13 protein-coding genes and 1 tRNA gene are annotated in these 14,274 nt (G+C 39.1%); 3 read left to right on the plus strand and 11 right to left on the minus strand.

Annotated elements, in window-relative coordinates; all coding sequences use genetic code 11:
* Positions 1-244: 244 nt before the first annotated feature.
* Positions 245-5,557, minus strand: a complete 5,313-nt coding sequence (locus tag Epro_RS02705; protein ID WP_144412029.1) for a hypothetical protein — start codon at positions 5,555-5,557, stop codon at positions 245-247.
* A 71-nt stretch (positions 5,558-5,628) separates the two neighbouring features.
* Between Epro_RS02705 and Epro_RS02710 the strand changes: the two genes are divergently transcribed.
* Together Epro_RS02710 and Epro_RS02715 are read left to right on the plus strand one after the other, a co-directional pair.
* Positions 5,629-6,762, plus strand: a complete 1,134-nt coding sequence (locus Epro_RS02710) for an LptF/LptG family permease (protein ID WP_158408992.1) — start codon at positions 5,629-5,631, stop codon at positions 6,760-6,762.
* Entirely contained in the window at positions 6,759-7,838 is a 1,080-nt protein-coding gene (locus Epro_RS02715; RefSeq protein ID WP_052570344.1) for an LptF/LptG family permease, read from the plus strand. The genes Epro_RS02710 and Epro_RS02715 overlap by 4 nt, the downstream gene beginning before the upstream one ends.
* Positions 7,839-7,920: 82 nt before the next feature.
* Here Epro_RS02715 and lexA read toward each other — a convergent pair whose 3' ends face one another.
* Positions 7,921-8,514, minus strand: coding sequence for a transcriptional repressor LexA (lexA, locus tag Epro_RS02720; protein ID WP_052570345.1), 594 nt, complete (start codon positions 8,512-8,514; stop codon positions 7,921-7,923).
* Positions 8,515-8,628: 114 nt separating this feature from the next.
* Here lexA and Epro_RS02725 point away from each other — a divergent pair, with 114 nt between their 5' ends.
* Positions 8,629-9,132, plus strand: a complete 504-nt coding sequence (locus tag Epro_RS02725) for a flavin reductase family protein (protein ID WP_052570347.1) — start codon at positions 8,629-8,631, stop codon at positions 9,130-9,132.
* Positions 9,133-9,208: 76 nt separating this feature from the next.
* On the opposite strand, the gene Epro_RS02730 is transcribed toward Epro_RS02725, so the two are convergent.
* The 9 genes from Epro_RS02730 to Epro_RS02770 form a co-directional block, all read right to left on the minus strand.
* Complete coding sequence (locus tag Epro_RS02730) at positions 9,209-9,505, minus strand: YbaB/EbfC family nucleoid-associated protein (protein ID WP_052570350.1); 297 nt, start codon at positions 9,503-9,505, stop codon at positions 9,209-9,211.
* Between the two features lie 11 nt (positions 9,506-9,516).
* A complete protein-coding gene (locus Epro_RS02735; protein WP_052570352.1) occupies positions 9,517-9,717 on the minus strand; it encodes a hypothetical protein in 201 nt (66 codons plus the stop codon).
* Positions 9,701-9,895 carry a hypothetical protein gene (locus Epro_RS02740; protein ID WP_052570355.1) on the minus strand — a complete coding sequence of 65 codons (195 nt, stop codon included), beginning with the start codon at positions 9,893-9,895 and terminating at the stop codon, positions 9,701-9,703. The genes Epro_RS02735 and Epro_RS02740 overlap by 17 nt, the downstream gene beginning before the upstream one ends.
* The gene (locus Epro_RS02745) at positions 9,892-11,256 is read right to left on the minus strand and encodes an SH3 domain-containing protein (protein ID WP_052570357.1); all 1,365 of its coding nucleotides are present in this window, start codon (positions 11,254-11,256) and stop codon (positions 9,892-9,894) included. Before Epro_RS02745 ends, Epro_RS02740 begins: the two co-directional genes overlap by 4 nt.
* Positions 11,257-11,913 (minus strand): nitroreductase family protein, encoded by a 657-nt coding sequence (locus Epro_RS02750; RefSeq protein ID WP_052570359.1) that lies wholly within the window; start codon positions 11,911-11,913, stop codon positions 11,257-11,259.
* Positions 11,913-12,857, minus strand: a complete 945-nt coding sequence (locus tag Epro_RS02755) for a biotin--[acetyl-CoA-carboxylase] ligase (RefSeq protein WP_052570360.1) — start codon at positions 12,855-12,857, stop codon at positions 11,913-11,915. Before Epro_RS02755 ends, Epro_RS02750 begins: the two co-directional genes overlap by 1 nt.
* Before the next feature lies 1 nt (position 12,858).
* The gene (gene nadC / locus Epro_RS02760) at positions 12,859-13,701 is read right to left on the minus strand and encodes a carboxylating nicotinate-nucleotide diphosphorylase (RefSeq protein ID WP_052570363.1); all 843 of its coding nucleotides are present in this window, start codon (positions 13,699-13,701) and stop codon (positions 12,859-12,861) included.
* 105 nt (positions 13,702-13,806) lie between these two features.
* Positions 13,807-13,880: transfer RNA gene (locus Epro_RS02765), tRNA-Pro, on the minus strand.
* A 4-nt stretch (positions 13,881-13,884) separates the two neighbouring features.
* A complete protein-coding gene (locus Epro_RS02770; protein ID WP_052570365.1) occupies positions 13,885-14,247 on the minus strand; it encodes a MerR family transcriptional regulator in 363 nt (120 codons plus the stop codon).
* Between the last annotated feature and the right edge of the window lie 27 nt (positions 14,248-14,274).

Consider the following 14,274-nt stretch of genomic DNA (forward strand, 5'->3'; position numbering starts at 1 on the left):
CAAAATACCCCGTCAGGCTACGCCTGCCTCCGGTGCGCTCACCCCGTATTACAACCTTACGGGGCAGGCTCGTTTTTGGATTAACATCTTACTTACAAGCGCCCGTTCGTGGCTCGTGCTCCTTATTCGTCGCACACTCACCCCCTTTGCAAAAGGGGAATTAACCGACTTACCTTTTACCTATTACTTATTCTTTATTACTTGCTCCTTACTCCTTCCTACTTTCTACTTTAACAACTTACCGTTAGAACTGAATGGTCAGTTTGCTTGAAAACGCTAAATCGTAATAATTTAAATCCGGATTGTAAGTGTATTCAAATCTGTCGTATGAAATACCGAGCAGAAATCTGAAATATTTTGAAACTTCGTAATCGGCGTTTGCGGCAATTCCGTAATTTGCATTGTTATCGGTTTCTACGTTTATTGCCGATTCCTGCGCAATATATTTTATGTTTGACAAAAATATTATTCTGTTGTTAAGAGGAATATTCAAATTTATTAAAGGAAGTTTTATTCCGCCGGGAAAAGACATGTCCGCGTTTATCTGTCCCAGATAACTTTGCTTTACAACTTTTGAAGAAAAAATATCTCTGGAATTTTTTTGCCAGTTGTTTTCGTTTTCATATCTTAAACTAAATCTCCACTTTCCAAGGTCGTATCCGCCTTGCCCGGCCCATTTCCTTGCAAAACCGCTTGAAAGAGGCGAAAGGTTTGCATAGTTGGTTTCTCCCGCGTCTGACTGCTCCAACGAAACATACAAATCAAGTTTTTTAAGAATTTTAAATCTGTAATCAAAACCAACCATTGTATTGTCCACGTAAGAAACTCCGAAAGTGGTCATATCTTTATCGGAATATTTAAAATTAATTTGCGTGTCGCTTATCCATTTTGCGCCGCCGAAAAACTTTTCTATTCCCGACATTCCTATAAGCAGTTCCGGCCATATTTTTGTGTAAACGTCCGTCATTGTTCCGGTTATATAAGAGTTTTCGCTTCCTTGCGTATAAGTAAAATTTGCCGTAATAGTATTAATAGGCGACAGATAGCCCTTGAATTTAAACGCTTCAAAAGGCATGTATCTTCCCAAAATTCTTATATCGTTTCTTTTTGAAATTGTTTTCACAATATAAGAAGACGTTGAGTAAGCCGGAAGAATTTCAAGCAGCGGGTTATCTCTTATCCAAATTTTATCCATGGTAAAACCTGTTGAACGAAAATCTTTTGAAACGTTATCGTAAGAATCGGAATCTTGAACCCTAAACAAAGCGGAAAAAGTAAGGCTTTTAAAATAAGGCAGCGAAGCAATATCATACGCGTTTAAATTCCACGAAATTTCTCCCACGCCGTTTCTTTCTATATATTTTTTCTGTCCGGGAATAATAAGATTTGCCGTGTTCGTGCTTGCGTTTATATTGTAGTTTTCTTTTGTGTTTACGCTGTATGTAAACGTAGGAGCAAACCAGTTGGCAACGCCGAATACAAGGCTTGCGCCTATAGTTTGGTTTAAAGTTTTATTGTAATCTATTTCTTCGGCAAAATCTCTGTTTTTTTCGCTTACGTTATCTATTAAATACGACGGAGAAAACGTTATGCCCTGCGAAAATCTGAAAGGAAGCTTTATGGAAAAACTGTCGGACTGCTCAAGAGTGTGGTAATCGGTTATGCCTAAATAATCGTTTATGCTTGAAAGTCCGAGGAAGTCGTTTGAAGTAGGCACAGGCGTGTCCGGATAAACTTTATAATAAGAGTTTGTTCTTCTAACGTTTGCCGTAACATTTTCAGGCAAAAGCGGAAATTCCAAAGGATTGTTATATACAACGTTTCCGCTTACGGTTTCTCTGTCTTCAAGACGTTCAATTTTGGAAGTATCTATTATGGAACGGCTGTATTGAGCGGAAACTTGAGGCAAATCCACGCCGAGATTTAAATTTGTATTAGCATACCCCGTGTAAGAAACCACTTTACCTTCGTCGTTGAGCGATATAAGATTTGAATTATTTTCCATAACCGCCGGCGTTATAGTGCGAACTCGCGAAAGCCCCGCGCTAACGGGAAGAAGCGTAAGCACGTCTGTTTTTACGCCTTCAAAATTTACGTAAGCGCTGTCTTCAAGATAATCTCTGTTGTAAACGCCGGCGGTTATTGTTTGAAAATTTCTGTCTATGGATTTTCTTGCCATGCCGGCGGTAACGGCTCCAAGAGATCTATTTCCGTTCCATCTTAAAGTTCCGTTTAATTTCCACGCCGCGCCGTCTAAAGTTTTTGAGCCTTTAAGATGTATTTCCTTAAACCATATATTATGCGCGCCCGCAGCCGAAGATTCTACGCCAACGGTCAGCTGCGAAACTTTTTCTAAAGACGGCATTCCCGCGGTAGATATTATTCCCGCAGGGTCCGACGAAGACCAGGCTGTCGCCCGCGAAGCGCCGGTTTGATTTATTGTAATAAGTTTCCACGTATTCCAGCTTGGATCTGCGTCTTTTGTTACTTTATATTCAAAATAATTTCCGTCGTTTCCGCCGGCGCGAAACACTATAACATCTCCTACTGCCGCATCTTTTGCATAAACAAAAAATCTTATGCTGTCGTATTTGGATATATCCAAATAATCGCCGGTATATACTGTTTTTACAAGAGCGTTTTCATTTAAACCGGTAAGATTATAATCTATTTTTAAAGCCTGCTCATTTTTGCGAACGCTGCCTTCTATGTCGTATAAATCGCGGTAATAAGAATTATTTAACAAAGAAACATAATTCAGGTCGGATTGTCCTATAGACGAAATGGCATAATCCTGCGAAGAAACTCCGTCCTGTTCCCATTTATTGCCGGTTATTGAAATTTTCCCTATGCTTATTCTTCCCTGCTCGCCGAGATTTTGTATCGCTCTGAAACGCACAATTTTTATATTTTTCCAGTTTTGCATATTTGCCGGCGTTATGTTTAACGGAATTCGTATCTGCTTCCAGCCGTTTGCATTTTCTTTTATTACGGTTCCGGCCGATAAGTAGAAAGTTCCGGCTACGTCTTCCGTTGTGTCTAAAAGTCCGTTGCCGTTTAAATCTTCGGTGTCAAGTTTTCCGTTATGCGCGCCGATAAGGCTTATGCTTGTGTCCGGATTTCTCCACTGTTGTCCGATATCTTCCCACGGACTTATTATTCCGTTGCCGTCTTTATCTTCGGTATCCAATAATCCGTTTCCGTCGGCGTCTTCATTTATGCTGCCGGCATAATCTATGGCAAAAGCCGCTGTTGTGCTTCCGTTATAATTTACCCAAACGTCTATATAAAGTTTCTTTGAAAAATCCAATCCGGAATTTGATATTTTCTGCGCAAACGCAACTTCGCTTCTTGCCGTTACGTTATAATTTATGTCAACAACAAGTTGTTTTTGATCCCTTATAATCTCCAGCTCCGGATCTATATCTTTTATCGGAATTTCTCTGCTTTCCCACGACAAATCGCTTAAAAATCTTTGAACAACGGACGCCGCATTTGCCGAATGAAACCAGTTTTCATTTATCATGCTTGCAAGGTTTTCAGAAACTGAATTATCCATAGACTCTATAAGAGCCTTGCCTGCGGTGTTATCGTTTTGAGAGCTGAAAGCGTATTCCGCTCCCAAATTTACGCGCATATTGAGCATATCTAAATCGTAATCCGTTATTCTTAAATCTCCCTCGCCTACCAAAAGGCTGTTTGGAGTGCTGCGCACGTCGGGTAAAGAGTTTCCTTTTGCCGTAAAATTATAAAGCAATCCGGCGCCGGCGGTAATATTATCGGCTATATTCAAAACGCTTCTTGCGCCTACAAGCGTGGACTCGGATTCCGTGCCGAACATTGAATAATCGTAAGAAACGTCTATTACGGAACTTTCGTGTATTATGCCTTCGTTTAATATTGTAAGAATTCCCAAATCGTAATCTATTATATAGTCGGAGCTTTGCATAAGCGTCCGTCCGTCCACAACAACTTTTTCAGACTGCGGAACTATTCCGGGCCGCAGCGTAAGAATTTTTGCCGTATATTGATATTCTGTTATAAAATTATATTTATGCTCGTTAGAAACGTACAACGAAGGATGCAAAGGTTCGCCGTCAACAGGAGTTAAATTGAAAATACCGTTCTCAAAATCTACGTTAATGTTGGCGGCATATCCGCCTTGCGGAGGATATTTAGGCACTGGGTTGCCTCCGTCTATTATTGAAGGCGCGTCGCCGTTTAAATCTTTCAACTCAAGAATAAAGTTTCCTCTTCCGTCGTCGCGAATAATTTTTAAATTGCCGAGATTGTAAAAAGTTTTCAATTCCTGAGAAAGAGCGTCTGTGTTATTAACATCTTTTATAACAACAGGATAAGAGGCAAAAGCAGGGTCGTCGTCGTGAAGCCACGTATTGTCGGTATATTGATAATCTACGGCCACAACGTAGTTGGAGGCAAGCGTGTTTTTAAACGTTAGAACGCCGGTGTTGTAATCAATAGTATAATCTTGTCCGGCTACAAGCAAAACAAAATTTCCTCTGTATGAAGGAGACGCCGGAGATTTTAAATATCCTAACGGCGTGCCGGTGGTTATTGAAAGATTATATTTCGGGTCAAGTTTTTGATAATCCGCGTAAACCTGCGCGCTGCCCGCTTTTATTGTTTTTGATACGCCTGATTTTAAAATGGAATAGTATTTATATTTTATATAAGAAGTATCGGCAATAGTCATTCTCTGAAGCTGCTTATTGCCGGTATAGCGCTTCATTTCCGACGAGCCTTTGGTTTTGCTAAAAAACATATTGGTCGCAAAATTTTTATATCTTGTATTTACCTTAAGACCGAAAAGTTCTTTGGAATAACTTAAAAATTCCGTGCTTGGAAGCGACACGTTAATATCCCCAAACGCAGCCTCCTGTATAAACTCTTGCGGAAGACCGTTATAAACAAGCGATATATCTTTTTTATCGGTAGTGTCGTCGTAATCTACGTTTATGGCAAGCCTGTTGCCCACTTTTCCCATTATGCGCATTTGCAATTCCTGCTGCATGGTAAAAGTGGAATCGTTCTTTCTTTTTCCGTCTTCCGGTTTGTCGTAAACCCTTGTTTTATAGTCAAAACCTATAAGCTTTCTTCCCGAAAGAGACAGCTGCGACTCAAACGGAAGGCGCGTAAGAAGCCCCGGAGGCAAGTCCGGCTGCTGCGACGGGTTTTGCGTGCTAACTTCTATTTTAAGATTTGCGCTGTCTTTTTGAAGCCATTTTGACGGGGTGTATTTGCTGTTTTTTAAAAGATTGTTTTCAAGATAGTTTATAACTTCCTGACCGGCTAACGATTGAACGCTTTCCGGTCTGCTTTGAGTTCCGTCGTCAGCGGTATAATTATCCGAGATTATGGCGCCGGACGGCTCGTAAGTTTGAATGTTGTCAAACCTGTCATATTCGTCAAATTGATTATAAACATCTTCGTGTCCCGAAAGAAACGACGGTTTTTTCTTCAAAGATTTATAGTCCGCGGCAGATACCGCGGATATTATAAGAAAAAACAATGGAAGAAGTAATTTTATACGTTTCATTTTATGCCGTAATAGTATACTCTATTTCGTTTCATTTTTCCATTATTTTTGATATAATTTTAGGCGATTTTATGATTAAAAAAATACACGCTTACATTATTAAAGAGTTTGTATATTCCTTCCTTTTCGGGTTGGCGGTATTTTCAATGCTGCTGCTTTTAGATCAGGTGTTTCAGCTTGTTGACCTTTTTTTGTCAAAAGGCGTGTCGTTGTTTCTTGTTATTAAACTTTTCGCTTTAATTTTTCCTAATATTTTAACTTTAGCCGTGCCTATGGCGGTGCTGTTTGGAGTTTTGTTGGCTTACGGAAGATTTTCCGAAGATAACGAAATTACCGCAATGAAAGCAAACTGCGTGGACTATAAAACTTTATCGGTTCCCGTAATTGTATTCGTGGCTGTTCTTTCTTTCTTTTTGATTTTTTTCAACCATTTTATTTCTCCCTCCATGCACGGAGATTTCAGAAATCTTTTTAACGAAATAATAACTAAAAGACCTCTTGTAAAACTTGACGAAAAAGCTTTAATTTCCGTGGAAGGCTACAACATTTACGCAAATAAAGTTGACAATAAAAACAATTCAATGTTCGGTATAACAATTTATAAGTTTGCAGATCAAACGAAAAAACAAAAATCTCAAGGCGCAGCTTCCCTTCAAAACGACTCGGGCGAATGGCGCATGTCGGCGTCTTCCGGAACCGTAAAAACTTACTCCAACGGAATACAGCTTACGCTTTATAAAGGATACTGGCAAAGAGCTACGCCGTCAAATATAAAGAATATGACGCACGTTGTTTTTCAATCTTACACCTTTAACATACCTTTTCAAGCAGCACAGGCAGCGCAAACGGTAACCACAAAAGAGATGTCTTCAGTGCAGCTGTTAAAAATGATAAAAGATCATAAAAAACAAGACATTCCATATACGGCATACTCAAGCGAGTATTGGCAGCGGTGGATTTTCGCTTTGGCGCCTATAGCGTTTGTTCTTGTTGCAATTCCTATAGGCATAATGTCCGGCAAAGGCGGTAAGACAATAGGTTTTGGAATGAGTCTGGGCGTGCTTTTGTTTTATTATATGTTGTTTCTTCTTGTTTTAAATCTCGGCGAAAAAGGCAGGGCGCCTTTGGGGCTTATAATTTGGCTTCCTAACATATTAACTTCGGGCATAGGCGCTTATTTGTTTACGAGAATGGTAAAAAAATGACAATTTTATATTCTTACATTTCAAAACAATTTCTTAAAATATTTTCATTTACAACCGTGGCGTTTGCTTTTGTAGTTTTTATATCCGAACTTTTCGGACGTCTTAACTATTTTATGAGCAAAGATGCGGACTTTGGCTCCGTTATGCTTTTTCTTTTGGCAAGCACGCCGTGGCTGGCGCTGCAGGCGTTGCCGGTAGCCACTCTTTTAGCGGTAATGTTTTCACTTGGAGATCTTGCAAAAAAAAATGAAATAACCGCTATAAAAGCCGCAGGAATAAATTTATGGCGCATAATAACTATTTTTCTTTTGATGGGCGTTTGCATTGGCGCTATAGACCTTGCCGCAAGAGAGTTTTTAATTCCCGTTACCGGACAATACAGTTCAAAAATAAGGCGTGAAAAAATAGACAAAAGCGACGAACAGATACAATACGAATTTGCAAATATTGTTGTGTCGCTAAATGACAGTTCGCGTCTTGCAATAGGGCATTTAAACGCAAGAGAAATGACAATGCAAAATATTGTGCTTGAAAAATACGACGAAAACTTTTACATAACAACGCTTGTTTTGGCGCCGGAAGGTTTTTGGCAAAATAACAACTGGGTATTTAAAAACGGAGTTGAAAGAGATTTTAATACAGACATGTGGGACGAAAAATATTTTTCGCAATATGATTCCGGAATACATCTTAAACCGGAAGAGCTTACTCTAAAAAGCGTCAGCTACAGAAATATGAACACAAAAGAGTTTAAAAAATACATAACGCAACTGCGGGTTTTCGGACAAACGGCTTTAAAAGAGCGAATATCTCTTAACGTTAGATACGCATCCGTATTTTGTCATGTTATAGTTATGATGGTAGGAATTCCGTTTGCTTTAGGACTTGGCGGCAAGTTTGGAAAAATACTTAGCTTTACGCTTGCATTAGGAGTGGCTTTTACTTACTGGGGACTGCAAGCCATAACGCAGTCTCTCGGAGAAAATTATTTACTATCCCCTTTCATGGCGGCCTGGGTTCCTAATTTTGTATTCATAGCTTTGGGAATTTACCTACTATCAAAAGTTAAAAAATAACCGGAACAATGGAATGATAAGAAGATAAGCAACAGCCCTTCGCCGTTACTCAACATCTCACCCTCCTAACCTCTTCCCCTCTTTAGTTCTTGTATTCTCTTACCAAATAAATAAGCTTTCCCAAAACTTTATAATCTTTAGGATAAACCGGCGGATACAATGGGTTAGTAGATATAAAAGCTACTCTTCCGGCTGACTTATTATACTGTTTTATTGCGGCTTCGCCTTCTATCATTGCTACAACTATGTCGCCGTTTGTAACCTGATTGCTTTTTGATATTACCACAGTGTCGCCCTCTACTATTCCCGAAGGCTCCATGCTGTCTCCCTTTACTTTTAGCGCAAAACACTCGCGACTTCTTGTTACATCGGTATTTATGTAAACGTAATCCTGCGCGTCTTCAACAGGTTCTAAAAAAGTTCCCGCATGCACGCTTCCTAAAATAGGAACGGGCGCAAATTTTTGGCGGCCTTTTATTTCAATGCCGCGCGCGCGTGAATCTTTTTTATCCAAATATCCTTTTTTTGTCAAAACTTCAAGATATTTTTGAACTGGACCTATAGTTATTTTAAATTTTGCGGCAATCTCTCTTATCGTAGGCATAGTGCCGTTTTCAAGAGAATATTTTTTAATGAAATCTAAAACAGCTTGTTGCTTTTGCGTAAGCTTTTCCATAAAATGCCTCCTGTGAATTTCTATACGACCAATATTTTAACATACAATTGTATTCCAAGTCAAGCGACAGGTTATTTTTTTGCTATAATTATAAATAAAATTGAGAGGTAATTTATGGATTTAAATGCGTTAACAAAACTTCACTACGGCGTTTACATTCTATCTTCCGCCGCCGATGGCAAAATGAGCGGACAAACCACAAACTCCGTCATGCAGGTAACTTCAGACCCTGTGCAAATTGCAGCATGCGTTTCAAAGCAAAACTTTACTTACGAACTTATAAACAAATCCGGAAAGTTTTCAATTTCCGCAATTTCTCAAGAAGCGCCGTTTAAATTTATAGGAAATTTCGGATTTAAATCCGGAAGAAATATAAACAAATTTGAAAATATAGAGCACTACATATCAAACGGAATTCCGGTTGTAACGCAGCATGCAACCGCGGTATTTGAACTTGAACTTGTTCAAAAAATAGATTTAGGCACGCATGAAATATTTATAGGCAAAGTTACGGAAATGAAAATTACAGACAACTCGCAAACCACAATGACATACGAACACTACCACAAAGTTAAAGGCGGTCTTACGCCAAAGAATGCGCCGACTTTCGGAAAATAAAAATTTACACAAAAAAAAGACTCCGGTAAAAAATTCGCCGGAGTCTTTTTTTTATTTATTTTTTAACGCCGCTAAATTACATTCCGGGAATTTTTAATCCGCCGGTAATTTTTTTAGCTTCTTCCGCCATAACTTCCTGAGATTTTTTTGAAGCTTCGGAAAACGCGTTTAAAACAACTTTCTCAATTTTATCTTTGCTTTCTTTAAGCAAATCATCGGGAATAGAAAGTTCTAAAAATTCATTTTTTGCGTTTACTTTAATTTTTATTCCCTTATACTCTATATCCAAAATATGCGCTTTAAGTTTTTTGTCCATTTCGCTGAATTTGCTTCTCATTGACATTGCTTCTTTTGCCATTTTAAAAAGTTCCATTTTAATTTCTCCTATATTTTTTTATTTTTCACAAATTTTTTATCTTTTATTATCAACACGCGCACTATTATCGCAAGCACCGCCCACACGCCCACCAAAATCCAGCCCAAAACCTGTATTTGCTTATACAGCATATAAACGCCCAAGGCGCCGCAAACAGTGGACACTATAAACATATACTTATACAAAACCGCTTTATCTTCCTGTCGCATTTTCGCCCGCCTTTAAAATTTTTAAAATTATAGCATAAAAGACAACGTTTATGATAAGCAATACCGACACAGTTACAATACCGGCTAAAGGGTAAAGCTTAATGCCGACGATAACGCCCGCTAAAATATCCGCAGCAAAAACAAACGCCGATAGTTTTTTGAAAAGAGAAATTCTCATTTTATTATTTTCATTAACGTAGTTCTGTGAAGAAGCGACCCTTTTTTTGACGCGCTTCCAACGTCTAAAGTTGATATAAGCACTTTATTTATAAGATATGTTTTTGAATATTTATCGGTATCTTCGCCGTATCCCCATATTGCGTGAATAACATAAGGTTTGCCGCCGTCTTGACCGGCGTAAAGCATGATATGTCCGGGAAAATAAAAAATTGTTATGCCTGCAACAGCGTTTGAAAGAATTTTTTCGGTTCTTAACTCATCGGAATCTTCTTTTGCAAACTGCGCGCCTAAAACGCCTGCTCTGCTTTGCGCCGTAGAATTTCTGGGAAGAACTATTCCGAAACACTCAAAAACCTGTTTTAAAAATCCGGAACAATCCTGCTCGCCGTTAGAACCGCCCCAGCCGTAAGGATAATTTAAATATTTAAAAGCCTGCTCTAAAACGTTGCGCTGCGTGTATTTAAGATAACCTATTGAAACGTCGCGCGACTTTATAAAAGCTTTTTGAAAACCAAGCGTTCCGTCGGGCTTTACAGCCGGCACTCTAACTTCGGCGCTGTCGCCGTCTAAATTTACCAAAGCAAGTTTTGTGCCCATTTTTACATGATCTAAAAATTTTGTCAGTTTCTCATCGGCGTATATATCCGAGTAAGCCGACACAGTAACGGCAAACACATCCCACTGCGCATAATCTTCTAAAACGTCTTTATCGCAAAACGCCAAAGACCGCGCGCGTATCCAGCCTTCGGCAATTTCAGACGAAACGTAATACCACGCATTATCTTTTGTGGCGTACAAAACCGCAAGAGGAGAACCCAAATTAAGCTGCGTAAGCTGAACTCTGTCCAAATCTAAAGTATCAAGCGAAGAAAAAAGAGGCTTGTCGGAAGGAAGAAGTCTTAACTGCGCGTAGCTTACGGTCATGGCAAACCGAACGTTAACTTTTGAATTTAAAAGTTTAAAATCTATATTATTTTCAACGTCTGAAAAATATTTTCTGCCTACCGGAGAAGGCGAAGTTCCGTCGTAATATTTTGCAAATGCCGCTATAACTTTTTTTTGTTCCAAGGCAAGACCGTTTCTGCGGTATTGCGGTTTGAATTTTAAAACGTTGTTAAGCGCCGCGCTGCCGCTGAATGTTTTTGCATTGAAAGCGTCTATCTCTTTTGCGGTTAAAATAACTTTGTCGGGGGTTGGAATTTTACCTATCCAATATCCGGCGCTTTTCATGCTTCTGTCCACGCTGTCAAAAGACAACGGCGCCGGAGAAATTATAATATTCCCGTTGCGTTCTATGTTATTTGCGGCGCATGAAAAAACAAAGCCGGATAAAACCAGCGCGTAAAAAAATTTCTTCATTTAAATAGTTTCAAAAATTTCATCAATAGGTTTTCTTTTAGGAGTTGCCGGCGACGCTTCTGTTTTGCCGACCGGAATTAATGCAATAAGATGATCCGGAGAGTTAATATTTAAAACTTTTTCAAGCTTATCTTTAGCTATTAAAGGACCCGTCATCCAACACGCGCCGTAACCTAAAGCGTGCGCGGCAAGAAGCATATTTTGTATAGCCGCCGAAGGTCCCTGCATATCCGCAGCTTCAAGAGCTTCGGGAGATATTCCGTATCTTTGCATAATTCTCATGCTAAATGAAGTGTAAGGCGTTTTAATAACCGCAATAACAAGAGGCGCGCTTGAGAAAAACGTAAAAAATCTTGAGTAGGCGTTAAACTCGTTATATGCTCTTTGCGACGTTATAAGCGCTGAATACTCTTTTATCTGCTCTTCAATTGAGCACACAAGTTCTTTTCTTTTATCTTCGGATTTAATGGCTATAAAGCGCCAATTTTGACTGTTTGTGGCGGAAGGCGCCATGGTTGCGGCTTCTATTATTGTGCGCACGTCCGTGTCGGCAACCGGCTCCGGATTAAATTTCCTAACGCTTCTGCGCTGTTTTATTATATCAAGAAGAACGTTGCTTCTTTCTTTTACAAGTTTATCAAAAATATTTTCAGACATTATTTCCCCTTTACTACGGTTCCAGCCGTTATTTTTTCTAAGCCTTTGGGCGTTTTTAAAATAAGTTTGCCGTCGCCGTCAATGCCAAGATTTACGCCTTCTATTATATCAAATCCCGTGTCTATTTTAATACTTTCATTTATAAAAACGATGTTGTCGTTATACTCTTTGACAAAAATTTTAAATCCGGACTTTTTAAAGGCCGCGTAAATTTCGTCAAAAACGCATAAAAACTGCGCAAGCAATTGAGCTCTGCCTACAAACTTATTTAAAATTTCGCCTAATGAAACGGAAATATTTTTTAACTCTTTAGGCAAAACGTTGTTAACGTTTATTCCTATGCCCGCCACAACCCAATTGACAATATCTTGTTCGGCAGACATATCTACAAGTATCCCCGACGCTTTTCTGCCTTTAAACAAAATATCGTTAGGCCATTTTATGTTTGTTTTAACGCCGTATTTTTGTTTAAACACTCTGTTTAACGCCAAACTTATAATAAGCGCAAGTTTTGAAACTTCGTCCGGGCGCAACGCCGGTTTTAAAAGCATTGAAAACCAAAGCCCGCCGTTAGACGAACTCCATTCTCTTTTCATTCTGCCGTATCCGCCCGTTTGAACGTCCGCGCAAACAATAACCCCTTCCCGCGCAACGGCGTCGGCTATTGTTTTAAGTTTTGTTTGGGTAGAATTTATTTTTTTGTAATAGAGAAGTTTTTTGAAAATGCCAAGAGGTTTTTTTACGGCAAGCAAAAGTTCCTGCTCGCTAAGAACATCATCTTTTGCGCAAAGTTTATAACCTTTAGGAGAAGACTCAATTACGTATCCGTTTCTTTTAAGCGTGTTTATCTGCTTGTGCACGGCGGCGCGCGAAATGGACAACGCTTCTGCCAAGTTTTTGCCGGACAAGTATTTTTTGTCGGAAAGTAAATTTAAAACTTTCATTTTAATTTATGGTTGTTTCTAATGTTATGTCTAAAGCGGGCGCAGAGTGGGTTATCATGCCTATAGATATTCTTTCAGCGTTAAGTTTAGCGTATTTTTTTGCGGTTGCTCTGTTTATGCCGCCGGAAAGTTCTATTTCGGGTCTGTAATCTTTTGTGGAATATTTTCTTATAAGTTCTATCATTTTTTTCGTTTGGGCATATCCCATGTTGTCAAGCATAATAATATCTGCGCGCGCCTGCAGCGCGTGACCAACCTGCGCGGAGTTTTCGCATTCAACTTCAACAAGAATATTTTTATGTTTACGTCTGAAATTATTTATTTTTTCGGTAAGATTATTTGTAAGGCTTATATGATTATCTTTTATTAGAACCATATCAAACAAACCCATTCTGTGGTTAGCGCCGCCGCCGCAGCGAACGGCATATTTGGCAAGCTCTCTGTATCCGGGAATAGTTTTTCTTGTGTCGTAAATTTTTGTTTTAGAACCTTTGGCTGCCGTTACAAATTCGTTTGTAATGCTGGCTATGCCGGACAAATGCTGCAAAAAATTTAAAGCCGTTCTTTCGCCCGACAAAATTGCATGCGCTCTGCCGCTTATCTCTAAAATTTTATCGCCTTTTTTTATCTTTGAACAGTCGCCGATATTTACTTTTATCTTACAGTTTTTATCTATAGTTTTAAAAACCTTTATAAAACATTCTACGCCGCAAAGCACTCCGCCTTTGTTTGCTATTAAAACAGCCTTAGCCTTTTTATCTTTAGAGATAAATTCTCTTGTTGTTATGTCGTTAAAAACGCCGTCTTCTTCTAATGCGGAATTGATAATGTTTTGTAGGTTCATGATTAAAAGATTTTATAAAAATTTCATACCTTTTTCAATGATTATTTACCAGCGCCGCAAAAAAAGCTCTGCCGTCGCAAACTGCGACGGCAGAGCTTGAAAACATCGGGGCGACTGGATTTGAACCAGCGGCCTCTCCCACCCCAAGGGAGTGCGCTAGCCAACTGCGCCACGCCCCGACTTTTATTTTTTTAACAGTTTTAAAATTTGCTTAAGCTCTTCTTTAAGTTCTCTTAATATTTTTGAATCCGGACTGTGTTCCGTTTCAGTGCCCGGCAAATCTATTTGCTTTTTTCGCTTATCGGCAAGCAAATATTTTTTTACGCCTTCAATTGTGTAGCGCTTATTATACAATAAATCTTTTATTTTAAAAACCAGCTCTAAATCTTCCTTGCGATATCTTCTCTGCCCGGAACTTTTCCTTGCGGGGCGCAAAAGCTTAAACTCGCTTTCCCAGTAGCGCAAAGTGTGCTTAACAACCTGCGTAATCTGGGAAACTTCGCCTATTGAAAAATATTCTTTATCCGGGATCTGAAGCGTTTCCATGAAAACTCCAAAGTATTATACTTATTT

Source organism: Endomicrobium proavitum, from assembly GCF_001027545.1.
Taxonomy (GTDB): Bacteria; Elusimicrobiota; Endomicrobiia; order Endomicrobiales; family Endomicrobiaceae; genus Endomicrobium; species Endomicrobium proavitum.